This is a genomic window from Mesorhizobium sp. L2C066B000 (assembly GCF_000502335.1).
In the GTDB taxonomy this organism is placed as follows: Bacteria; Pseudomonadota; Alphaproteobacteria; order Rhizobiales; family Rhizobiaceae; genus Mesorhizobium.
In genome coordinates this window covers 207,286-228,578 of sequence record NZ_AYWZ01000002.1, presented here as the reverse complement: position 1 = coordinate 228,578, position 21,293 = coordinate 207,286, and the positions used below count along the sequence as shown (strand labels likewise).

General features: G+C 64.1%; 18 protein-coding genes. 10 read left to right on the top strand and 8 right to left on the bottom strand.

Annotated elements, in window-relative coordinates; genetic code table 11:
• Nucleotides 1-69 precede the first annotated feature (69 nt).
• The 6 genes from X733_RS156065 to X733_RS156090 form a co-directional block, all read right to left on the bottom strand.
• A complete protein-coding gene (locus tag X733_RS156065) occupies nt 70-1,170 on the bottom strand; it encodes a pyridoxal phosphate-dependent aminotransferase (protein ID WP_023818288.1) in 1,101 nt (366 codons plus the stop codon).
• A gap of 133 nt (nt 1,171-1,303) precedes the next feature.
• Nucleotides 1,304-1,768: a MucR family transcriptional regulator gene (locus tag X733_RS156070; RefSeq protein ID WP_023687743.1), complete on the bottom strand. Its 465-nt coding sequence runs from the start codon at nt 1,766-1,768 to the stop codon at nt 1,304-1,306.
• A 214-nt stretch (nt 1,769-1,982) separates the two neighbouring features.
• Nucleotides 1,983-2,696 carry an ROK family protein gene (locus tag X733_RS156075; protein ID WP_023818287.1) on the bottom strand — a complete coding sequence of 238 codons (714 nt, stop codon included), beginning with the start codon at nt 2,694-2,696 and terminating at the stop codon, nt 1,983-1,985.
• A 116-nt stretch (nt 2,697-2,812) separates the two neighbouring features.
• Nucleotides 2,813-4,186, bottom strand: coding sequence for a glucose-6-phosphate dehydrogenase (zwf, locus tag X733_RS156080; RefSeq protein ID WP_023687745.1), 1,374 nt, complete (start codon nt 4,184-4,186; stop codon nt 2,813-2,815).
• 23 nt (nt 4,187-4,209) lie between these two features.
• Nucleotides 4,210-5,223, bottom strand: a complete 1,014-nt coding sequence (gene gnd, locus X733_RS156085; RefSeq protein ID WP_023683928.1) for a phosphogluconate dehydrogenase (NAD(+)-dependent, decarboxylating) — start codon at nt 5,221-5,223, stop codon at nt 4,210-4,212.
• Nucleotides 5,224-5,264: 41 nt separating this feature from the next.
• Nucleotides 5,265-7,676, bottom strand: a complete 2,412-nt coding sequence (locus X733_RS156090) for a glucan 1,4-alpha-glucosidase (RefSeq protein WP_023818286.1) — start codon at nt 7,674-7,676, stop codon at nt 5,265-5,267.
• Nucleotides 7,677-7,889: 213 nt separating this feature from the next.
• Between X733_RS156090 and X733_RS156095 the strand changes: the two genes are divergently transcribed.
• The 8 genes from X733_RS156095 (at nt 7,890) to X733_RS156130 (ending at nt 17,594) form a co-directional block, all read left to right on the top strand.
• A complete protein-coding gene (locus tag X733_RS156095) occupies nt 7,890-8,903 on the top strand; it encodes an ABC transporter substrate-binding protein (RefSeq protein WP_023670464.1) in 1,014 nt (337 codons plus the stop codon).
• Nucleotides 8,904-8,951: 48 nt separating this feature from the next.
• Nucleotides 8,952-10,469 (top strand): sugar ABC transporter ATP-binding protein, encoded by a 1,518-nt coding sequence (locus tag X733_RS156100; RefSeq protein ID WP_023818285.1) that lies wholly within the window; start codon nt 8,952-8,954, stop codon nt 10,467-10,469.
• Nucleotide 10,470: 1 nt separating this feature from the next.
• Complete coding sequence (locus X733_RS156105; RefSeq protein WP_023694460.1) at nt 10,471-11,442, top strand: ABC transporter permease; 972 nt, start codon at nt 10,471-10,473, stop codon at nt 11,440-11,442.
• Between the two features lie 2 nt (nt 11,443-11,444).
• Nucleotides 11,445-12,392 carry an ABC transporter permease gene (locus tag X733_RS156110; protein WP_023698400.1) on the top strand — a complete coding sequence of 316 codons (948 nt, stop codon included), beginning with the start codon at nt 11,445-11,447 and terminating at the stop codon, nt 12,390-12,392.
• Between the two features lie 126 nt (nt 12,393-12,518).
• On the top strand, nt 12,519-13,544 hold the full coding sequence (locus X733_RS156115) for a BMP family protein (RefSeq protein ID WP_023818284.1): 1,026 nt from the start codon (nt 12,519-12,521) through the stop codon (nt 13,542-13,544).
• Between the two features lie 259 nt (nt 13,545-13,803).
• Nucleotides 13,804-15,315, top strand: a complete 1,512-nt coding sequence (locus tag X733_RS156120; RefSeq protein WP_023818283.1) for an ABC transporter ATP-binding protein — start codon at nt 13,804-13,806, stop codon at nt 15,313-15,315.
• Nucleotides 15,316-15,597: 282 nt separating this feature from the next.
• Nucleotides 15,598-16,653, top strand: coding sequence for an ABC transporter permease (locus X733_RS156125; RefSeq protein WP_023818282.1), 1,056 nt, complete (start codon nt 15,598-15,600; stop codon nt 16,651-16,653).
• Complete coding sequence (locus X733_RS156130; protein ID WP_023670457.1) at nt 16,650-17,594, top strand: ABC transporter permease; 945 nt, start codon at nt 16,650-16,652, stop codon at nt 17,592-17,594. Before X733_RS156125 ends, X733_RS156130 begins: the two co-directional genes overlap by 4 nt.
• Before the next feature lie 194 nt (nt 17,595-17,788).
• On the opposite strand, the gene X733_RS156135 is transcribed toward X733_RS156130, so the two are convergent.
• Nucleotides 17,789-18,556, bottom strand: coding sequence for an SDR family oxidoreductase (locus X733_RS156135; RefSeq protein WP_023818281.1), 768 nt, complete (start codon nt 18,554-18,556; stop codon nt 17,789-17,791).
• Between the two features lie 233 nt (nt 18,557-18,789).
• Here X733_RS156135 and X733_RS1000000167810 point away from each other — a divergent pair, with 233 nt between their 5' ends.
• Together X733_RS1000000167810 and X733_RS156140 are read left to right on the top strand one after the other, a co-directional pair.
• Complete coding sequence (locus tag X733_RS1000000167810) at nt 18,790-18,945, top strand: hypothetical protein (protein WP_023670454.1); 156 nt, start codon at nt 18,790-18,792, stop codon at nt 18,943-18,945.
• 158 nt (nt 18,946-19,103) lie between these two features.
• Nucleotides 19,104-20,060, top strand: a complete 957-nt coding sequence (locus X733_RS156140; protein WP_023742163.1) for an LLM class flavin-dependent oxidoreductase — start codon at nt 19,104-19,106, stop codon at nt 20,058-20,060.
• Between the two features lie 244 nt (nt 20,061-20,304).
• Here the strand turns inward: X733_RS156140 and X733_RS156145 are convergent, their stop codons facing one another.
• Complete coding sequence (locus X733_RS156145) at nt 20,305-20,979, bottom strand: isochorismatase family cysteine hydrolase (protein ID WP_023818280.1); 675 nt, start codon at nt 20,977-20,979, stop codon at nt 20,305-20,307.
• Nucleotides 20,980-21,293 lie beyond the last annotated feature (314 nt).

The window sequence follows — 21,293 nt, the reverse complement described above, 5'->3', positions numbered from 1 at the left end:
GCGCGTATGCGTGAAAATCGGGCCTGGATCAAGCGGTTTTCCAGCCGCTCGCCCGATTGCACGCGGACGTTACTGCCTCAGCGCGGCGGAGATGGCGTCGAGGCCGCCCTGTAATTCCGCCTCTTTCGGCCAGCCGAAACCGACGCGGAAGAAGCGCTTGGGCATATCGAACCAGTGGCCGGGACCGACATAGGTGCCGTGGTTTTCCAAGAGATTGACGTAGAAACGGTCGAGGTCGAAGTCTGGACTGACATTGAGCCTTGGAAATCCGACGACGCCGCCTTGTGGCCGCACCCAGTCGACCAGCGGCTCGCGGTCGATCCAGTCTTGCACGATGTCGCGGCGTTTCGCCATCTCGGGCAGCAGCGCGCCCAAGAAAGCGTCGCGGCGCCCCAGCATGCCGCGCGCAATGCCTTCGTCGATGACGCTGCCGCAAATGCCGATCTGCTCCTTGGCGGCGAGGAAGCGCTCCTGCAGTTCGGCATCGCTGGTGATCAGCCAGCCAATGCGGATGCCGGGAATGCCGAAGGCTTTCGACAGCGACGAGACGCTGATCGCTTTGGTGCTGAGAGAAGCCGCCGCCGGCAGGCGCTGTCCATAGGAGAGGTCGCGATAGGTCTCGTCGACCAGCAGATGGCAGCCGCTCGCTTCGGCCAGCGCAATCAGCGCGTCGAGATCGGCCCGGCCCATCATCGTGCCGGTCGGGTTGTGCGGGCAGGTGACGCTGATCAGCTTGGTGTTCGGTTGCATGCTGGCGGCGACGCGGCCGAAATCGATGGCAAAGCCTGCGTCGAAATCGAGATCGACATAGGAGATGGCGCAGCCGATCGCCTTGGGGGTCTCGATGTTGGTGGCGTAGTTCGGCCGGACGACGACAAGGTGGTCGCGCTCCGACAGAAGCGAGGTCGAAATGATGAAGAGCGCGCCCGCCGCACCGGCGGTCACCAGAACATCGTCAGGCGAAATGCCGGAATCCTGCGCCGCGATCAGCGCCCGCAACTCCTTGTCGCCGCGATGCTCGCCGTAGAACAGCGTGAGATCCGGCAGCGACAGGCCGACGTCGGAGAGTTTCTGATCGGCGATCGAGCTTTCGGAGAGATTGAACCGAATGCGATCGTAGCCGTATTCCTCCGGCGCCTCTTTCTCGATCACCATTCTGGCGTAGTTCATGGCTGCTCCCCCAAAGTCCTGACACTCAGAGGTACAAGCCATAAAAGCACGAAGCCTGCCAAGGCTCATTCGCCGGCAGGCTTCTGTTCCAGTCGTCCAAACGATTGGCTCAGGGCCGAGGCGCTGATCCCACTCAGGCCGGAACTTTGGCCTTCCGACCCTTGGCTTTGGCCGGCGCGGCCACTGCGGCCTTGCGGCCGAGGCCGATCGACTTGGCCAGCTCGGAGCGCGACGCCGCGTAGTTGGGGGCAACCATCGGATAGTCGGCCGGCAGGCCCCATTTGGTACGATAGGCTTCCGGCGTCAGGTTGAAATGGACGCCGAGATGGCGCTTCAGCGATTTGAATTTTTTGCCGTCCTCGAGGCAGATGATGTAGTCCGGCGTCACCGACCGCTTGGGATTGACGGCCGGGATCTGCGGCGCCGCCACTGGGGCCGGCGGCTGGCTGAGCCCGCCGATCGACGCCGCAACGCTGGCGATGAGATCGCTCAGGCCGGCAACGGGCAAGCGGTTCTTCTCGACGTAAGCGGACACGATATGGGCGGTAAGCTCGAGCAGGTCGATGTCCTTGTCAGAGTCGTTGCTGTCGTCGGCCAATTTATCTCTCCGTCGCTAGGGGGGTGGCGGAAACTCCCAGAGTGGTCCCAGCGGAGCCGGAAATCCGCTCTAGTCATTTGTCTTGCCGCATATGTGCGGTTGCGCCAGATGATTCCATCCGGTGCCACCGATCTAATCGCCAAATCTGCGTAACGCAATGACTTCGTATCGCGCCACACGTCATTTTGAACAACTATACTGAATTTTAATACTATCAGACGATCAGCGCCTTGTCGCGCCATAGTCGAAAACCGCCCTCGAAAGCGCGCGTATTGTCGCCGCGCCTGGATGTGCCGGGCAATTCATCCAGTCTGTCGACATTGCCGCCGCCGATGACGACATAATCCGGCTGCAGCGCCGCACGCAGCCGCCCGACGACGTCGAAAACGTATTTGCGCCATTTTTTCTTGCCGTATTTCTCCAGGCCGCGCTCGCCGACATAATCTTCGAAACTGCCGCCCTTGCGGTACGGCAGATGCGCCAGTTCCATCGGCTGGCCGACATTGTTGAGGATCATCGCCGCGCCCAGGCCGGTGCCGAGGCCGAGGAACAGCATGCGCCCGCCATCGTAGCTGCCGATCGCCTGCAGCAGCGCGTCGTTGACGACCTTGACCGGCTTGCCGAAGGCGGCAGCAAAATCGTAGCCGTCCCAGCCCTTGCCGAGGTTGGCGGGATCGAGCGAAGGCCTGTTGTGCCTGACCGGGCCGGGATAGCCCATCGAGATCACGTCATAGGCCAGCCCTTCGGCCAGCGTCTTCACCGTGGCGACCATTTGCTGCGGCGTCAGGTCCGGTCCGGAATCGGCCCGGCGCATCTCGCCGCCTGCGCTGGTGAGGATTTTCACATGCGAGCCGCCGACATCGATCGTCAGTACGATCGGTTCGGCCTTGGCCTTCGCGGGCCTGGCTGCCTTGGCTGCCTTGGCCATGTCGTTTCCTCCGCTCACTTGGCGCGTTCCCCGTTTCAGGGAAACGGGGAACGCTCCAACTCTTTGTTTTACGCAATTCCGGACGGAAAGACCGCTCGCACTTTTCGTGGAGTTGCTCAACTCGGATTGATCCAGCCGTTGGGCGGCCCGAAGCTGGCCATGGCGTCGGCAGGCCCCCAGGTCTTCGGCTCATACATATGCGGCGGCGTGGTGTCGCCGAGCACCGGGCCGACAATGCGCCAGGCAAGCTCGCTGGCATCCTGGCGGGTGAACAATTGGCCATTGCCGTTCATGGCATCGCCGATCAGCCGCTCATAGGGCGGCATGTCGCCCTTCGAATCGTCGAGCGCGGTGAGTTCGACCTGCTCGCCGACCATGTCGTCGCCGGGTGCCTTGCGTTGCGCGCCGATCGAGATCGCCACCTGCGGGTCGATGCGGAAGCGCACGTAATTGGCGTCGCTGGGCTTGATCGGATCGAAGACGTCCAGCGGCGGCCGCTTCAGCCGCACGATCACTTCGGTCACATGCACCGGCATGTTCTTGCCGGTGCGGATGAAGAAGGGCACGTCCTGCCAGCGCCAGGTGTCGACCATGAAGCGCACCGCGGCAAAGGTTTCGACCGGCGAGTTCGGCTTCACGCCGGGTTCAGCGAGATAGCCTGTGAACTGGCCGCGCACGACGTCGTCCTTGGTCAGCGTGCGGATGGCGCGCAGCACCTGCACCTTCTCGTCGATCAGATCGTCGGCCGAGCGGCCGACCGGCGGTTCCATGGCGAGCAGCAAAAGGATGTTGAGCAGATGGTTCTCGATCACGTCGCGGATAGCGCCGACATCGTCATAGAATTTGCCACGGCCTTCAACGCCGAAGTCCTCGGCCATGGTGATCTGTACGCTTTCGACGAAGTTGCGGTTCCAGATCGGCTCGAGAAAGGAATTGGCAAAGCGGAAATAGAGCAGGTTCTGGATCGCCTCCTTGCCGAGATAGTGGTCGATGCGGAAGATCGACTGCTCTTCGAACACCAGATGCAGCACGCGGTTCAGCCAGCGCGCCGATTGGAGATCGTGGCCGAACGGCTTTTCCACCATCAGCCGCGCGCCATGCGCGGTACCGGATTGCTCCAGCCCCTGGACGACGGTCTCGAACATGGTCGGCGGCACCGCCATATAGTGAAGCGGCCGCTGCGCCGAGCCGAGCGCCGTCTTCAGCTTCTCGAAGGTCGCGCCGTCGCGGTAGTCGCCGCTGACATAGCGCAGCAGACTGGCGAATTTGGCGAAGATCTTTTCGTCGATCTTGCCGAGAGCGTTGACGATGCCGTCGCGGGCCCTCGCCTGCAATTGGTTGATGTCCCAGGCATCGAAGGCGACGCCGATCACCGGCTCGGTCAGCGTCCCCTTGGCTACCATCTGGTAGAGGGCCGGAAATATCTTCTTGTGGGCAAGGTCGCCGGTTGCTCCGAAGAGCACCAGCGTGTCGGACCGTTCCGGGCTCATCTTGCGAGTCTCCCCTGCGGCCTTCACTTGCCGGCCTTCGGCTTTTCGACATGGCCGCCAAAGGCATAGCGCATGGCCGACAGCAGCTTGTCGGCGAATTCGGATTCGCCCTGCGAGGAGAAGCGGTCGAACAAAGCCGAGGACAGAACCGGCGCCGGCACGCCGGTGTCGATCGCCGCCTTCAGCGTCCAGCGGCCTTCACCGGAATCGGAGACGCGGCCGCCGAACTGGGCCAATGCCGGGTCGCTCTTCAGAGCGCCGGCGGTGAGGTCGAGCAGCCAGGAGCCGATCACACTGCCATGGCGCCAGACCTCGGCCACCTGCGGCAGGTCGATGTCGAACTGATAGTATTGCGGGTTTTCCAAAGGGCTGGTCTCGGCGTCGGCAGTGCGCTGTCTTTTGCCGGCATTGGCCGATTTCAGGATGTTCATGCCTTCGGCGTAGGCGGCCATGACGCCATATTCGATGCCGTTGTGGATCATCTTGACGAAATGGCCGGCGCCGCTCGGTCCGCAATGCAGGTAGCCAAAGGGTGCGGTCCCGCCCGCCTTGTCGGGCGTGGCGCCGGCATCGGCGCCGGGCGCCAGCGTGGCGAAGATCGGATCGAGGTGTTTGACCGCCGTATCGGGGCCGCCGATCATCAGGCAGTAGCCGCGCTCCAGGCCCCAAACGCCGCCGCTGGTGCCGACATCGACATAGTGCAGGCCCTTGGCCGCAAGCTCGGCCGCCTGGTCGACAGCGTCGTGATAATAGGAATTGCCGCCGTCGATAATGATGTCGCCGGGCTCCATCAATGCTGCCACCTGGTCGGCGATCTTGCCGGTGATCGCCGCCGGCAGCATCAGCCAGGCGCTGCGCGGCTTGGAAAGCTTGCCGACGAACTCCTCCATCGATGCGGCGCCGATGGCGCCATCGGCAACCAGGGCGGCAACGCTTGCCGGGTTGATGTCGTAGACGACGCATTGATGGCCGTCGCGCATCAGGCGGCGCACCATGTTGGCGCCCATCCTGCCCAGTCCCATCATTCCGATCTGCATGGTGTTGTCCTAGTCGCTTGAGGAAAGAAATTGCTGGCGAGTTAGTTCTCAATGCCGACGGTGAAGTCGACATTCTCCCAACGGTCGCCGTCGGGCCAGAAAAAAGTGAAGACGATCGTATTACCTCGCGGAATATCGGTCACCGGCAGATCCGCCATATGGACGCCAAAGACATTCACGGACGTGTTGATTTCATGGCTGGTCTGCCACTGGTCGCCGCTCCAGCGGATCAGTGCCGGCTGCAGCAGTTCAACCCGCAGCGTCTTGCCGGCTTCCATGGTGCGCAGCCTGTTGTTGAAGCGCCATATCCTCAGCGGCGAGCCGGTCTTGTCCCTGACATAGCGCTTGACGCCTTGCGGCGGCATGTCGAAGACGGCGCCGTCGCGGAGCGAGCGCAACAGCTTGATGTGTTCCGAATGCGCCCAGACCAGCGGCATGGCGCTGCCCGACGGCTTGCCCAGCCACAATTCGCGCTCCGGTATGTCGGCGCCGTCCCAGACCTGTTCCGGCAGCAGACCGCCCACACCAGCCGAAGCCTCGAATGTCCTGAGCAGGCTTGCCGCCTTGTCCTTGTTACCGGCGGCCAGCTCGTAGTGGGCGCGTTCGCCGGCCAGCAACGGCCAGGGTCGGCCCTGGCCGTTGCCGTCGAAGGGGGCGCCGTCGGCGTGTTCGCCATAACCGTCGCTGGTGTAGCGGTACCATAGAGGCCCTTGCGGCAGGTCGCAGCGCAGTTGCGCGTCGATGATCTTTACCGTGCCGACGATGCGCGGATCGTCCGCGGCCCTGAGGCCGAAGCGGACTAGCGCCAGCGCGTCCGGGCTGACAATCGCTTCGGCCGGCTTGTCGGTATCGCCCGGCGGACGGTTCTTGATCGGTACGAAGCCGTCCTTCGGCGATGCGGCGCCTGAACCGTCGGCCGGCGCGATGCGGATGTAGTAGCCGTCGACGCCAGCCTCGTGGCACTCCGGTGTGCCGCTGACATAGGTCCAGCGCTCGATCTGGTCGTTCCAGCAATCCGCGACCTCGCGCAAATAGTTAGCCGGCTCCGGTTTGCCGTCAACGTCGAACAGATCGGCGGCGCCAAGCAGTGCCGATATTTCGACGGCGAGCGTGAATGGGCTGTAGCCGGCATCCTCTTCCCAGCGGTCCTGCCCGGTGACGGGACCATTGCGCACGACATAGGACGCTGCTTTCTCGACCATCGGCATGAAGGCGGCGAGCTTGGCGCGCGGCAGGTGGCCGGCGCGGTGCAGCGCATCGGCAAGCAGCAGTGGGAAGGCGCATTCGTCCATCTGGATGCCCGGCCAATAGAGCGAGCCGTCGAGCCACACATTTTGTGGCCAGTGGCCGTCCGGCTGCTGGATGGAACGGAGATAGGCGAGGATCTCAAGCGCCTGCGCCGGATCGCCGGCGGCGAGCAAGCCGCCCGCGGTTTCCACAAGGTCGCGCGGCCAGACCAGATGATAGCCGCCAAGGTCGTCGTCGCCCTTGCTCGCTCCCCACGGGATCGACAGGCTGGCAACGGCCGCGCCGGGCCTCGCCAGCGACAGGTGCGTCGCCAGCACCGCTGTGCTGACGCGGTAGGTGTTGAGGCCGGATGCATCATGGTGGTCGAGCGGCGTCAGGCCTGCCTGCCATTTCCGCCATTTCGCGACATAGGCCTTTGCCGCCGGCTCAAACCCGCGTTTCAGGCTGGCGGCGGCGTTTTCGGCCGCTTCATCCGGCGTTGCCCCAAACCCAAGCGCAAGCAAGGCTTTGCTGTTGCGTAAGGAAAAGCCGATCTCGCCGGTCAGCGCGACATTGCCGTCCTCCGCCCTTTGGCAGGTCGGATCGAGCCGGCCGGCGCGGCTGAGTTGCTGCCAGCCGTCGGAAAAGCCTGCATAGCCGGCCGAGCAGTCGCCCCAGGGCAGCGAGGAGGCAAGCGCCAGGCAGACGCCGCGCCCGGACGCAAACAGCATCGGCTTGCCCTTGTGCTCGCCGATCCAGGCGGTGTTGCCCATGCCGGCATTGACCAGATGCGGCGCCAGCAGGGCGTAGACGCGGTAGTCCGTGGCCACGCCCTCGAGTGCCGTGAAGCTGATTTCCTGCAGCAGGGCCGGGCGCGCCGCATCCGCCAGGATGCGCTTTTCGATCCGGTAACGCGCCGTCGCGTTGACCAGCCGGTAGGCGGGCACGCCATCCTCGAATGTCTCGATGGCATGCGTGGCGTCGCGCTTCTCCTCGGAGAACCAGCCGCCGGGGCCGGTGACCAGCAGTCCCATGTCGCGCGTGCAGGCGCTGTCGAGACCAGGATAATAGACTTCGTTGACGATGCCATGGCTGAGCGTGAACCAGACGCGGCTCGCCGGCGAAAGCGCGGCACCTACGCCGCTCTTGGCGCTTGACGTCCAGCGCGCCGGAATTCCGGGGGCGCCCATTCTTTTGGGTGCACTGGGGGGAAGGGTCGGCGGCATCGCTGCCATGCATGGTCTCCTGGACCCTTCCCTAGACCAGCACGCGAAGGCTTTTCAACCGCCGCACCTGAAGTTGATCGTCCAAGCGTGATCGATCGCAGTTGACAAGCGGGCGTATCTGAATTTGTCTGACAATAGATAAAAAACAGGCAGACAACGCCAAAACCATCTGCAACAGTCGGCGGGGCCGACAATCCATGGGAGGATTATGACATGAAGACACTGCTCGTCCTGAGCGCTCTGGCGGCGATGCTCGCCTCGGGCACGGCGCTTGCCGACACCAGCGGCAAGAAGATCGCCTTCTCCAACAATTACGCCGGCAATTCGTGGCGCCAGGCGATGCTCGACAGCTACGGCATCGTCACCAAGAAGGCGGTGGAGGATAAGATCGTCGGCGCCGCCGACATCTTCACCACCGCCGACAAGGAAGTGCCGACCCAGGCTGCCCAGGTGCAGAACCTGATCCTGCAGGGTTATGACGCCATCGTCATCAATGCCGCATCGCCGGATGCGCTGAACGGCGCCATCAAGCAGGCCTGCGATGCCGGCATCGTCGTCGTCTCCTTCGACGGGACGGTCACCGAACCTTGCGCCTACCGCGTCGTCGTCGACTTCAAGGACATGGGCAAGCAGGAAGTCGAGCAGATGGCCAAATTCCAGCCCAAGGGCGGCAATCTCCTGGAAATCCGCGGTCTTGCCGGCACCTCGATCGACGATGCCATCCATGCCGGCATCCTCGAAGGCGTCGCCGCCCATCCCGAGTTCAAGATCGTCGGTTCGGTGACCGGCGACTGGGACCAGACGACGGCGCAGAAGGCGGTCGCGACGATCCTGCCTTCGTTGCCCGACATCGTCGGCATCGTCGACCAGGGCGGTGACGGTTATGGCGCGGCACAAGCCTTTGCCGCCGCAGGCAAGCCGCGTCCGACCATCATCATGGGCAACCGCCAGGACGAGCTTAAATGGTGGAAGGAGCAGAAGGACAAGGATGGCTACCAGACCTGGTCGGCCTCGATCGCGCCCGGCGTGTCGTCGCTGGCCTTCTGGGTGGCGCAGCAGGTGCTCGACGGCCGCACCGACATTCCGCATGACCTTTTGGTGCCGTATCTCGCCTTTACCCAGGACAATTTCGAGACCGAGCTGCCGAAAATCAAGGAGGGCGGCGTCGCCACCCACGAATACAGTCAGGAAGACGCAATCGCGGCGATCAAAGCCAATATCAAGTGATGCATTGCATTCATTGCCAGCGGCATGACCGACCGGATATCGTTGAGCATGCCTGAGGCCAATACGGACATCATCAGACTGGGCGGCGCCGAAAAACATTTCGGCGCCGCCCATTTGGACATCATCAGGCTTAACGGCGCCGAAAAACATTTCGGCGCCGTTCGGGCGCTTAACGGCGTCGACTTCCATGTTGTATCAGGCGAATGCGTCGGGCTGGTCGGCCACAACGGAGCCGGCAAATCGACGCTGATGCATATGGTGGCCGGTACGCTGCAGCCCGATGGCGGTGAGATCGCGGTGCGTGGCAATGCCGAAACCGACTACTCGGTGGCGCGCGCGCTGAAACTCGGCATACGCTGCGTGTTCCAGGAACTGTCGCTCTGCCCTAACCTCAGTATCGCGGAGAATACGCGCATCAACCATCCGGCGCTCACCGGCTTCGGCTGGCGACGCAAGGCGGCTGCTCTCATTGCCGCCAAGCTGGACGAAATCTTTCCGGATCACGGCATCTCGGCGGACGACATTGCCGGCGATCTCTCCATCGGCCGGCGGCAGATGGTCGAGGTGGCGCGCGCCTTCACGGTGACGCGCGATCCGCTCGACCTGGTCATTCTCGACGAGCCGACCTCTTCGCTGGACGCGCATACTGCGGGCCAGCTGCTTGCCTTCGTGCGCCGTTTCGTCGCCACCGGGGGCAGCTGCATCCTGATCTCGCATGTGCTGGGCGAGGTGCTGCAGAATGCTGACCGCATCGTGGTGATGCGCGACGGCAAGGTGGTCGCCACGGACGTTGCAAAAGCGTTCGACCGCGACCGGCTGGTGGCCACCATGGGTGGCGCGGAAGCGCGCGAGAAGATCGCGGCGGAGATCGCCGCCAGGCCGGCGGGTGGCCTGGTCAGGGTGCGGGCGCGGCCCGAGCGGCAGCAGGACGGCAAGGAGCTTGTCGCCCGCGCCGGCGAGATCATCGGGCTTGCCGGGCTTGCCGGCCATGGCCAGACCGACCTGTTGCTGGCGATCTTTGCCGCCGCGACGCGTAGAAGGCTTGATATCGAGGTGACCGCCCCGGTGGCGCTGGTGGCCGGAGACCGCCAATCGGACGGCATTTTCCCGCAATGGTCTATTGCCGAAAACATCGGCATCCGCTCGCTGGCGCAGCTGCGCAAAGGGCTGCTGATCTCGCCGCAGCGCGAGGCCGAGCTTGCCGAGTTCTGGAAGCAGAAGATTGGCATCCGCACGCCTGATATGACCAACAACATCTTCTCGCTGTCCGGCGGCAACCAGCAGAAGGCGCTGTTTGCCCGCGCACTGGGTTCCGATGCGCAGATCGTGCTGATGGACGATCCGATGCGCGGCGTGGACATCGGCACCAAGCTCGAGGTCTACGATCTCTTGCGCGAGGAGGCGGCCAAGGGCCGGACCTTCCTCTGGTACACCACCGAGACCGAAGAGCTCGACAATTGCGACCACATCCATGTCTTCAAGAACGGCCGCATCGTCGCCAATCTCACGCGCGACGAGCTGACCGAGGAAAAGATCATCCAGTCCTCATTCGGCGACGCGGCCTGAGATGACGGCAGTCGCTCCCGGCCCTACGTCCTCGCCGCGCAGCAGCGCGGCCCGCGCGCGCCTGCTGCGCAGCCTGTTGCCGGCGCTGTCGCTGGCGCTGGTGGTTATCGCCATCGCCTGGCTCAACCCACGCGCCATCAGCTATTTCGGCTTCAGCTTGATGTTGAACCTCGCTATTCCGATCGCGCTGGCGACGATCGCCCAGATGTTCGTCATCGCCGGCAATGAGCTCGATCTGTCGATCGGCACCTTTGTCGGCTTTGTCGGCTGCGTCACCGCGACCTGGCTGAAGGACGCGCCGCTGCTCGGCGTGATCATCCTGCTCGGCTCCATAGGCGTTTATGCGCTGCTCGGCGCACTGATCCATCTGCGCAATCTGCCGTCGATCGTGGTGACGCTGGGCATGAGCTTCGTCTGGCAGGGACTTGCCATTCTGGTGCTGCCCAAGCCCGGTGGCAAGGCGCCGGACTGGCTCTTGTCGCTGATGGCCTTCAAGCCGCCCTTCATTCCGTTCCCTATCATCGCCGCGCTGGCGATCGCAGCGGTGGTGCATTTTGGGCTGATGCGCACCTCCTATGGCGTCATCCTGCGGGGATCCGGCGGCAATCCGGCGGCGCTCAGGCGCGCTGGCTGGTCGCTGCTTCGAACCAAGATCGTGCTGTTTGCGCTGACCGGCCTATTCGGCGTTCTGTCCGGCATGGCGCTGATCGGCATCACCACCTCGGCCGACGCCAATATCGGCAATGGCTACACGCTGCTGGCGATCGCCGGCGTCATTCTCGGCGGCGGCGAGTTCGTCGGCGGCCGGGTGTCGCCGATCGGCGCCGTGCTCGGCGCGCTGACACTGGCGCTGGCGGCATCGCCTCTGCTCACCTTCATGCACATCCCGCCGGATTGGCAGGTCGCGGCCAACGGCGCCATCCTGATCATCGTGCTGGCAGCCCGCGTCCTGATCAGCCGCAGGGAGAGGTAGCGATGACATTGGTTAAATCGCTTGTCGCCAAACCCTGGATCTGGTCGTTTATCGGCGCGATGTTCGTCTGGCTGGCGACCATCGCTTTCACCGGCGGCTATGGCGGCGGCGGCATGATCACGGCGGCACTTTCGCTTGCCGTGTTCACCGTCATCGTCGGCGTCGGCCAAATGTTCGTCATCACGCTCGGGCCAGGCAATGTCGACCTGTCGCTGCCGGCCAATATCGGGCTCGCCAGCGCCGTCGCCATGAAGGTCATGGGCGGCAGCGATTCCATGATCGTGGTCGGGCTGCTCGCCGCGCTCGCCTGCGGCGCTGCCATCGGTGCCGTCAACTATCTCCTGATCTGGGCGCTGAGGATCCCGCCGATCATCGCCACTCTGTCGGCCAGTTTCATCATCCAGTCGATCGACATCAGCTATGGGCGTGGCCTGCAGATCAAGCCGCCGCCCGGCTTTGCCGATTTTGCCAACTGGCAAATCCTGGGCATTCCAGTGCTGGCGATCCTTACCGTATTGTTCACCATCGGTGCGGCCATCGCCTTGCAGCGCATGATCTATGGCCGCTCGGTGCTGGCGATCGGCCAGAACATCCGCGCCGCGTGGCTTGCCGGCGTCAATGTCGGCCGCACCCGCTTCCTCACTTACACGCTGTCGGGCGCGCTCGGCGGCATGGACGGGGCGCTGCTCGCCGGCTATTTCCGCGGCGCCAATGTCGATATCGGCAACGAGTACCTGCTGGCCTCGATCGCCGTCGTCGTCATCGGCGGCACCTCGGTCGCCGGCGGCAAGGCCAATGTTCCCGGTGTCTGGGGCGCGGCGCTGTTCCTGGTGCTGCTTCTGACCATGCTCAACACGTTCGGCGTCAGTGCCGGCGTTCGGCTGTTGCTGACCGGGCTGATCATCGTCGGCGTCATCACCGTAGCCGGTGGCGAGAAGGCGGTACGCTAGCGCTGGCTCCTGTCAGCGATGCTGCCAAATTTGACCATGTGGACAAAAGTCCGCACCCGTTCCATAGTTCCGCGTCTGATTTCGGAACAGCCGGCTCGACACGGCTGTCAAACAGAGGGGCACTAGATGGAAAACCGGAAAAACAAATCGCAATCGACCGGCCTGTCGCGGCGCGACGTGCTGGAACTCGGCGCACTTGGCCTGGCCGCAGCCATGCTGCCGGGTGCAGCCTTCGCCAAGGACAAGAAGCTGAAGGTGGCGGCGATCTTCGCCACGCCGATCGAGGAGCCGTGGGACAACCAGATTCACGTCGCCCTGCAGAAGGCCGAGAAGGAACTCGGCATCGAATACAAATGGTCGGAAAAGGTGCAGACCGCCGATTTCAGCCGCGTCATGCGCGAATATGCGCAAGGCGGGTACCAGCTGGTGCTGGGCGACGCCTTCGCCGCCGAGCGTGAATCGCGCCGCACGGCAAAGCAGTTCCCGAAGACGGCATGGCTGTTCGGCTCGGGCGCCGGCCCGGCCGAGCCCAATTTCGGCGTCTTCGACAACTGGATCCACGAGCCGGCCTATCTCTCCGGCATGATCGCCGGCAAGATGTCGAAGTCGGGCACGATCGGCGCGGTGGCGGCCATGGGCATTCCGGAAGTGAACCGGCTGGTCAACGCCTTCTTTGCCGGCGCCAAGGAGGTCAATCCCAACATCAAGAAGAAGGTCGCCTTCATTGGCTCGTTCTTCGATCCGCCCAAGGCCAAGGAAGCGGCGGTCGCCCAGATCGATGCCGGCGTCGATGTCATCTATGCCGAGCGCTTCGGCGTCATCGAGGCGGCGGTGGACAAGAAGATCCTCGCCATCTCCAACATGTCCGACCAGTCGAGCCTCGGCCCCGACACGGTCATAACCGGGCCGGTCTGGGACATGTACCCGACGGTCGAGCAGGCGATCAAGCTGGTCAAGGCCGGTGTCTTCACCGCGCAGGATTATGGCGATTTCTCGCGCATGGCCAAGGGCGGGTCGTTCCTGGCGCCCTACCATAAGTTCGACAAGATGCTGCCGGCGGATGTGAAGGATCTGGTCGAGAAGAAGAAGGCCGAGATCCTGGAAGGCAATTTCCGGGTGGATGTGGATGAGAACACGCCGGTTTCGGATTAGCTCGGCGTACCCCTCCCCCTTGAGGGGAGGGTGGCCCGCAGGGCCGGGTGGGGGTGGTGCACCGCTACCCCCCCCCCCCCCCCCCCCCCCCCCNCCCCTCCCCCTTGAGGGGAGGGTGGCCCGCAGGGCCGGGTGGGGTCCTCCGCGAAGTGCTCCATCCTGCTAAGTCATAGGTTGAGGCAGTTGAGGTGACCCCACCCGCCTCGCTTCGCTCGGCACCCTCCCCTCAAGGGGGAGGGGTATCTCCGCAGGAGCATCCTTGTCCGCCCCTCTCATCGAAATGCGCGGCATCACCAAGAGCTTCGGCGCCGTCAAGGCGAATGAGGCTGTCGATCTAAGCGTCGCCCCAGGTGAGATCCTCGGCCTGCTGGGCGAAAACGGCGCCGGCAAGACGACGCTGATGAATGTGCTGTTCGGCGCCTATGCGCCGGATGCCGGCGAAATTCTTATCCAGGGCAAGACCGTGCGGATCACCAGTTCGGCCGATGCGCTGGCCGCCGGCATCGGCATGGTGCACCAGCATTTTCATTTGGCGCCAAGGCTGACGGTCCTGGAAAACCTTCTGATTGGCATTCCGGGCAAATCCGGCCGCATCGACCGCGCCGGCGGACTTGCCCGGTTGTCCGACATCAGCCGTCGGCATGGGCTGACGCTGGACCCCAACCTGCCTGTCTCCGCGCTGTCGGTCGGCGAGCAGCAGCGGCTCGAAATCGTCAAGGCGCTGTTTCGCGGCGCCAGGCTGTTAATCCTCGACGAGCCGACGGCGGTGTTGGCGCCGAGCGAGGTCGACGGGCTGTTTTCGGCGCTGCGCTCGATGGCGGCGCAGGGGCTCGGCATCATCTTCATCTCGCATAAATTGAACGAGGTGCGGGCGCTCACCCATCGCTGCACCGTGTTGCGGCACGGCCGCGTCGCCGGCCGTGTCGACGATCCGGCGAACACGACATCGGCAGAAATGGCGCAGCTGATGTGCGGCCATGAGATCGTGCCGCCGGCAAGAGGACCTTCGACCCCAGGCGCGGCGGTGCTGACGCTCGACGGTATTTCCACCTCACGGCATTCGGGGACGCCGCTGCGCGATGTATCGCTTGCCGTTCGCGCGGGCGAAATCCTCGGCATTGCCGGGGTCTCCGGCAATGGCCAGCGGGCGCTGGCCGAGGTGATTTCCGGCACGCGCGCGCCCGACGCCGGCGCGATGACGATAGCCGGCAAACCTGTTACGCGGTTCTCGCCGCGCGAGGTGCAGGCGCTCGGCCTTGGCCGCATCCCGGAAGACCGTATGACGACCGGGCTGGTCACCAATCTGCCGCTCGCCGATTCCATGGTGTTGCCGCGCATTGGTACTGCGGCTTTCAGCAGCCGGGGCCTGCTCAAGCCAGATGCGATCCGCGCCTTCGCCGAAGAACAGATCAAGGCCTATGACATCAGGTGCCCCGGGCCGATGACCCGCGCCGGCGCGCTGTCGGGCGGCAATCTGCAGAAGGCGCTGCTGGCGCGCGAACTGGCTTTCGACCCGAAGGTGCTGATCGTCTCGCAGCCGACGCGCGGCCTCGACATCGGTGCCGCCCGCTTCATCCACGAAAAATTCCTCGACATGCGTGCCAAGGGCTGCGGGATGATCGTCATCGGCGAGGATCTCGAAGAGCTGCTGGTGCTCTGCGACCGCATCGCGGTGATGTATGAGGGCCGCATCGCCGGCACGCTGGACAGCGCCGATGCGACCATCGCGCGGCTTGGGCTGCTGATGACCGGGGCGGAGGGCAGAGCCTAGATGGACTTTCTCGCTCGGTTCCTCGCAGAAACTTCAAATAATACTGCCCGCTTTTGGCTGACTTTAAGCGTCAGCGCTGCCCCTCACCTGCCTGCCGGCATCCTCTCCCCGTATAGAGACGGGGAGAGGGGCTCTCACCCATGGTTTCGCCAATCGCCACAGCTGCAAGAGGGGAGTTGCCATAGGGCCCAGATCCCTTCTCCCCGTGTCTATACGGGGAGAAGGTGCCGGCAGGCGGATGAGGGGCGGCGGGACCGTCTGGGCGGCGGAGGGGCATAGCTGATGTTCCGCCTCGAAGCCCGCAGTTCCACCCCCGCCTGGTTCAATCTCGCTTTGCCGCTGCTGGCCATCGGCGCAGCGCTGGTCCTGTGCAGCGGCCTCATCGCGCTGGCCGGCGCCGGCGTGCTTGAGGCCTATGGCGTGATGCTGTCGGCCTCGTTCGGCGACAGCTATGCCATCACCGAAACGCTGGTGCGCGCCGCCCCGATGATCTTCACCGGGCTGGCTGTGGCCGTCGCCTTCCGGGCCAAATTCTGGAACATCGGCGCCGAGGGCCAATTGCTGGCCGGCGCCGTGGCCAGCTGCTTCGTCGGAGCCATCCCAATGCCGGGCGCGCTGGCGATCCTGTCGATGGCGCTGGCGGGCGCTGCTGCCGGTGCCGCGGTAGCGCTGGTGCCCGCGACGCTCAGGGTCAAATTCAAGGTGGACGACGTCGTCAGCTCGCTGCTGCTCAATTCGGTCATCTACTATGCGCTGATGGCGCTGATCGAGGGGCCGTGGAAGGACTCGTTCAGCGGCTATCCGATCTCGCCGCCGATCGAGGATTCGGCGAATTTCCCGGTGCTGCTCGAAGGCACAAGGCTGCATCTGGGTGTCATCGCCGCGTTGATCGCGGCACCGTTGATCTGGTTCCTGATCGTGCGGACCACGCTCGGCTTCCGGATCAGGGTCACCGGCGAAAGCCCGGAAGCCGCCCGCTATGGCGGCATCCACGTCGAGCGGGTCCTGATTTCGACGGCGCTGCTGTCGGGCGCGCTGGCCGGGCTTGCCGGCGTAGGCGAGGTCGGCGGCGTGCATTTCCAGGTGATGAGCGACATTTCGCCGGGCTACGGCTATTCCGGCATCGTCGTTGCCATGCTGGCCAGGATCAATCCGCTCGGCGTCGTACCGGCGGCGATCTTCCTGGCCGCCGTGATGACCGGCGCCGAAGCGATGTCGCGCGCCACCGGCGTGCCCGCCTTCCTCAGCGATGTCATCCAGGGTACGGCACTGCTCGCCATGCTGGTGGCACTGCTGTTCACGGCCTATCGCATCCGCCGCGTCGGAGCCGCCTTATGAGCGCGGTGTTCGAACAGATTTTTCAGGTCGGCTTCCTCGCCGCCATTATCCGCATCGCCACGCCGCTGGCATTTGCCACGCTGGGCGAGATGTTCTCCGAGCGGGCCGGCGTGCTCAATCTCGGTATCGAAGGCATCATGCTGCTCTGCGCGATGACCGGCTTCACCGCCGCCAGCCTCAGCGGCAGCCTGTGGCTCGGGGTGCTGGCCGCGGTGTTGACCGGCATGGCGATGAGCGCGCTGCATGCGCTGTTCACGGTGGCGCTCGGCCTCAGCCAGCATGTCTGCGGCATCGGCGTTACTTTGTTCTCGTCCGGCCTTGCCTATTTCCTCTACCGTCTGACCTTCGGCCAGCAATCGGTGCCGCCCAGCATCAAGGGTTTTCAGACGGTGCCGATCCCGCTGCTGTCGGATATTCCGGTTCTGGGGTCAGCGGTTTTCAACCAGTTTGCGCTGGTCTACTTGGCAATCATTGCCATCCCGGTCGCTGCTTTCGTGCTCTACCGCACGCCTTGGGGGCTGTCGGTGCGGATGGTCGGCGAGAACCCGCGCGCCGCTGATTCCGCTGGGGTCAGCGTCATCGCCACGCGCTTCCAGGCGGTCATCCTCGGCGGTGCGCTGATGGGGCTTGCGGGCGCCTTCCTCACCATGGCCCAGTTCAACGCCTTCACCTTTGGTGTAGTGTCGGGCCGTGGCTGGGTGGCGATCGCGCTGGTCGTGTTCGGCCGCTGGGACCCGTGGCGCTCTGCGGGCGCGGCGCTGCTGTTCGCCTTCGTCGATGCGCTGCAATTGCGCATGCAGGCGAGCGGCCTCGGGCATATTCCCTATGAGGCGTTCTTGATGCTGCCCTTCATTTTCACCATCGTCGCGATGGCCGTGATGTCACGCAACGCGGTTGCGCCGTCGGCGCTGCTGAAGCCGTTTCGACGAGAAGAGCGGTAAGGCGAGTAGGACTTGGCGCCCTTCCTCTCGGGGGAAGAGGTGGCGCTGCGAAGCAGCGACGGAGCGGGGAACCACCTCGCCACTGTTGCCAACGGGTGCGCATGAATCTTCCTTGCGCCAAGGGTCGACCCCCACTCGCTCGACACCTCTCCCCCGATCGACGGGGGAGAGGAAGGGCGCCAAGCCTGGGATACTCACATCGCCGTAAAACCATTATCGACAAACAGATGCGTGCCATTGACGAAGCTGGACTCATCGCTGGCGAGGTACAGCGCTGCCTTGGCCACTTCCTCCGGCTCACCGATGCGGCCCTGCTGTGCGGTCAATGCGGCGTCCGACACGTCGACGCCGAGCTTGCCGAGATCGGCGACCTCGCGCAGGCCGTGCGGCGTGCGGATGAAGCCGGGACAGACGGCGTTGCAGCGTATGTTGCGGTCGCGGAATTCGACTGCGATGGCGCGCGCGAACATGTGGCAGGCGCCCTTGGTGGTGTCGTAGAGCACCTCCATGGGTGTGGCCGCCACAGCCGAGATCGACGAGGTGCAGACGATCGAACCGCCACCGGCAGCGATCATGCCCGGGAGCACGGCGCGCGTCATCAGGAACATCGAGCGGACATTGACCGCATGCAGCCAGTCCCATTCCTGCACTGTCGTCTCCAGGAACGGCTTTATCACGATGGTGCCAGCATGGTTGAACAACACCGTGGCCGGGCCGAGCCTGGCAGTCGCCGCCTTCACTGCGGCCTCGACCTGCGCCTCGTCCGAGACGTCGGCCACCCAGTGTTCGGCGATATGTCCCCGCGCGCGTATCGCCGCCGCAGTGGCTGCCGCCGCCTCGCCATTGCGGTCGATGATCGCCACCTTGGCGCCTTCGGCGGCGAACAATTCCGAGGCCGCTCCGCCCATTCCGGTCGCGCCGCCCGAGATGATTGCAGTCTTGCCGGCTAGTCTTGTACCCATGTTCTGTTCCCCGTTCCCGATCGAAATGATCCGCATTTACGCCGGAATGGCGATGCTATCGCCTATGCAGATGTCGGCCAAGCTTGTCGCTCGCTTGTCGCCAACAGGGGTCTCCCAGCAATCCCAAACCAAATAATAAGGAATACTGAGAAAATCGTTCTACATATCGCCAAAAAATAGCACTCGACAAAGTCTACTGATTTTATAGATTAATCCGCAAGACGGAGGTCGATATGTCCTATATCCAGAACGCCGAGACGGACCGCACCAGCCAGAGGCTGGCCAATAGCCAGGCTTTCCGCCCGGCCTATGCCGGCGCTTTCGCCTATCTCGTCTTTGCCCTTGCGTTCGTGTTCACCGGGGCAGTCGTGCTCGGCTTGATTCCCTGACCGATCAGGCCGAAAGGGTGGCGACCTAGCGCTTTCAGTGAGTGACCGGAGTTGATGAACCGAACGCGGACGCGCTTTGGCGCTGATGCTTGTTTTTACGCATGTCGTCGTCTCAAAACCGGGGGCGACATACATCCAACGTGATGGAGGAGATGGCAATGCCGATCGAGTTCACGCATGTTCCCGGTAAAACGCACGCCGCCGATGCCGGTTCGGCCGTACCGTTCTTCTATGATTTCGTCGAGACGGCGACCAAGCTGTCGCTGATCGAGGATTCCGGCTTCCAGAACATCGTCGTCGACGACCCGGCCGGGCTGTTGACCAATATGGACATCGCCGCCCAGGCGCTGGACCGCACCTCGTCGCTGGAAGTGGTGCTGACGCACTGGGCCGGCGTGATCGCGCCAGCCGTTGCGGCGCGGCAACTGGCGGCGCTCGACGCCAGGAGCGGCGGCCGGCTGGCGCTGAGGATGCTGAGCGAGCCGCTGGATGACGACGATGCCGAGATGCGTCCGGTCGGCCACACCGTGGTCTGGCAGCGCATCGACGAATATCTGGTGCTGCTGAAGCGGCTGTGGTCGAACGACCGGCCCTTCGACCATGAAGGTGCATTCTACAGCATCAAGGGTGGCTTTGTGCCGCGCAAGGGGCCGCATGGCGTCGACGTGATCATCCGCATGGGTGGCCAGTCCGGCACCGCGCTCAAGGTCGCCGGCCGCCATGCCGACGTGTTTGAACTCACGGCTGGTTCGCTCGACGAGATCCGCCAGCTGATGGAACGGGCGCGCAGCGCCGCCGCCGAGCATGGCCGCGCCGGCAAGCTGCGTTTTGCGCTTCCGGTCCGGGTCCGCTCGGAGGGTGGCGCCTCTACCGTCGGCCACAAGGCGGTCGAACTTTCCGGACCACCGGCGCAGATCGCCCTGTCGCTGCTGCCCTATGCGGCGCTGGGCATCAGCGAGTTCATGATCGTCGGTGTCGACCGGCCGCGCGAGATCGCCAGCGTCGGCCGCGAGACGATCGCGCTCTTGCGCAACTCGCTGGCACGCCGGGAGGCGGAGGTGCCGCAGCCCGGCGCGTTTGCCTCGCGGGGCGGGTCGGATATTCACGCAGGGTGAATTTGCGGGTGGAATGAACGCTATTTCGTAGCGTTCCTTCACACCCCCCTCTGCCCTGCCGGGCATCTCCCCCGCAAGGGGGGAGATTGGCAGCTTCGAGGTATCGCTCAGCTCTTCGACGTTGGAGAGTGGCGAAAGCGGTTGAGCACTTGATCTCCCTCCTTGCGGGGGAGATGGCCGGCAGGCCAGAGGGGGGTGCTGCCCCTCCAGCGTCAATGGTTCCCAACGCCTTCGCTTTGGTAATCTAACCAGCTTTCCCACTCGACCGCTCCAGCGCCTCCAGCACCGCGCCAGATTCCGTCAGCGCACCAAACACCCCGTCCTCCACCGTCACCATATGCAGCGCCGCGTCATGCGCGTATTGGTCGCCGCTGGCGCAGGCGTCGGCGATGGTCAGGCACTGGAAATTGAGGTCGCAGGCCTCGCGCAGCGTCGTGTGCACGCAGACATCGGTCGTGCAGCCGGAAAAGATCAGATGGGTGATGCCGCGTGCGCGCAGCACAAGTTCCAGGTCGGTGTAGGTGAAGGCGCTGTTGCAGGTCTTGTCGACGATGATGTCGTGCGGCGCGACGTCGATGTCGGCGACGATCTGAAAGCCGGGGCCGGAGCGCAGCAGCACGTCGGTGCCTTCGAGACCCGCCCGCTTGCGGCGCCATCTCTCGTACGGCGTCATGTCGGCTATGTCGCCGCGATATCCCTGCCTGGTGTGAATGATGGTGAGGCCGGCCGCGCGTGCCGCTGATATCAGTCGGTTGACTGTCGGCAGGATGGCGCGCAGCGGCGCGGGGTCATAACCCTTCCTGGCGAAATAGCCGGTCGGCGAGAGGAAATCCTCCTGCAGGTCGATGACCAGCAGCGCGGTGTTTGCCGGCACCAGCCGGCCGTCATAGGGGAAATCGAACGGTATCGCCTTGATCATCGCAGCCTGCCTCAATTGCTGCCCGGTATCGTGGCCCAGCAACCCTGCGGCCGTCCATCCCTCAGTGCGACGACACCAGGTAGACCGATCCCAGGACGATGTGCCGTTGAGACATCGCGCCCACAATCGTTGGCCAAAAAAGCCATCTTGTTTGTTGACTACTAAACTCATGTTTTATAGTCAAGCAGGGGCACTCGGCCGCCTGAATTGTTTTCCAGCGGCTGTGCCGCGTTTGAGAGAAGCCAGAATCCGTGGCTGGAGTTTTCGGGGTCGAGATCGGGGTGTTCCCGCATCCCGTCACCGGCCAGCCGATC

Bases quoted from the DNA above. Each gene is read 5' to 3' on its own strand.
- X733_RS1000000167810 (WP_023670454.1), top strand. From the start codon at position 18,790: ATGTCCTATATCCAGAACGCCGAGACGGACCGCACCAGCCAGAGGCTG.
- X733_RS156100 (WP_023818285.1), top strand. From the start codon at position 8,952: ATGCCTGAGGCCAATACGGACATCATCAGACTGGGCGGCGCCGAAAAA.
- X733_RS156125 (WP_023818282.1), top strand. From the start codon at position 15,598: ATGTTCCGCCTCGAAGCCCGCAGTTCCACCCCCGCCTGGTTCAATCTC.
- X733_RS156115 (WP_023818284.1), top strand. From the start codon at position 12,519: ATGGAAAACCGGAAAAACAAATCGCAATCGACCGGCCTGTCGCGGCGC.
- X733_RS156145 (WP_023818280.1), bottom strand. From the start codon at position 20,979: ATGATCAAGGCGATACCGTTCGATTTCCCCTATGACGGCCGGCTGGTG.
- X733_RS156090 (WP_023818286.1), bottom strand. From the start codon at position 7,676: ATGCCGCCGACCCTTCCCCCCAGTGCACCCAAAAGAATGGGCGCCCCC.
- X733_RS156075 (WP_023818287.1), bottom strand. From the start codon at position 2,696: ATGGCCAAGGCAGCCAAGGCAGCCAGGCCCGCGAAGGCCAAGGCCGAA.
- X733_RS156140 (WP_023742163.1), top strand. From the start codon at position 19,104: ATGCCGATCGAGTTCACGCATGTTCCCGGTAAAACGCACGCCGCCGAT.
- zwf (WP_023687745.1), bottom strand. From the start codon at position 4,186: ATGAGCCCGGAACGGTCCGACACGCTGGTGCTCTTCGGAGCAACCGGC.
- X733_RS156105 (WP_023694460.1), top strand. From the start codon at position 10,471: ATGACGGCAGTCGCTCCCGGCCCTACGTCCTCGCCGCGCAGCAGCGCG.
- X733_RS156095 (WP_023670464.1), top strand. From the start codon at position 7,890: ATGAAGACACTGCTCGTCCTGAGCGCTCTGGCGGCGATGCTCGCCTCG.
- X733_RS156110 (WP_023698400.1), top strand. From the start codon at position 11,445: ATGACATTGGTTAAATCGCTTGTCGCCAAACCCTGGATCTGGTCGTTT.
- X733_RS156065 (WP_023818288.1), bottom strand. From the start codon at position 1,170: ATGAACTACGCCAGAATGGTGATCGAGAAAGAGGCGCCGGAGGAATAC.
- X733_RS156130 (WP_023670457.1), top strand. From the start codon at position 16,650: ATGAGCGCGGTGTTCGAACAGATTTTTCAGGTCGGCTTCCTCGCCGCC.
- X733_RS156135 (WP_023818281.1), bottom strand. From the start codon at position 18,556: ATGGGTACAAGACTAGCCGGCAAGACTGCAATCATCTCGGGCGGCGCG.
- gnd (WP_023683928.1), bottom strand. From the start codon at position 5,223: ATGCAGATCGGAATGATGGGACTGGGCAGGATGGGCGCCAACATGGTG.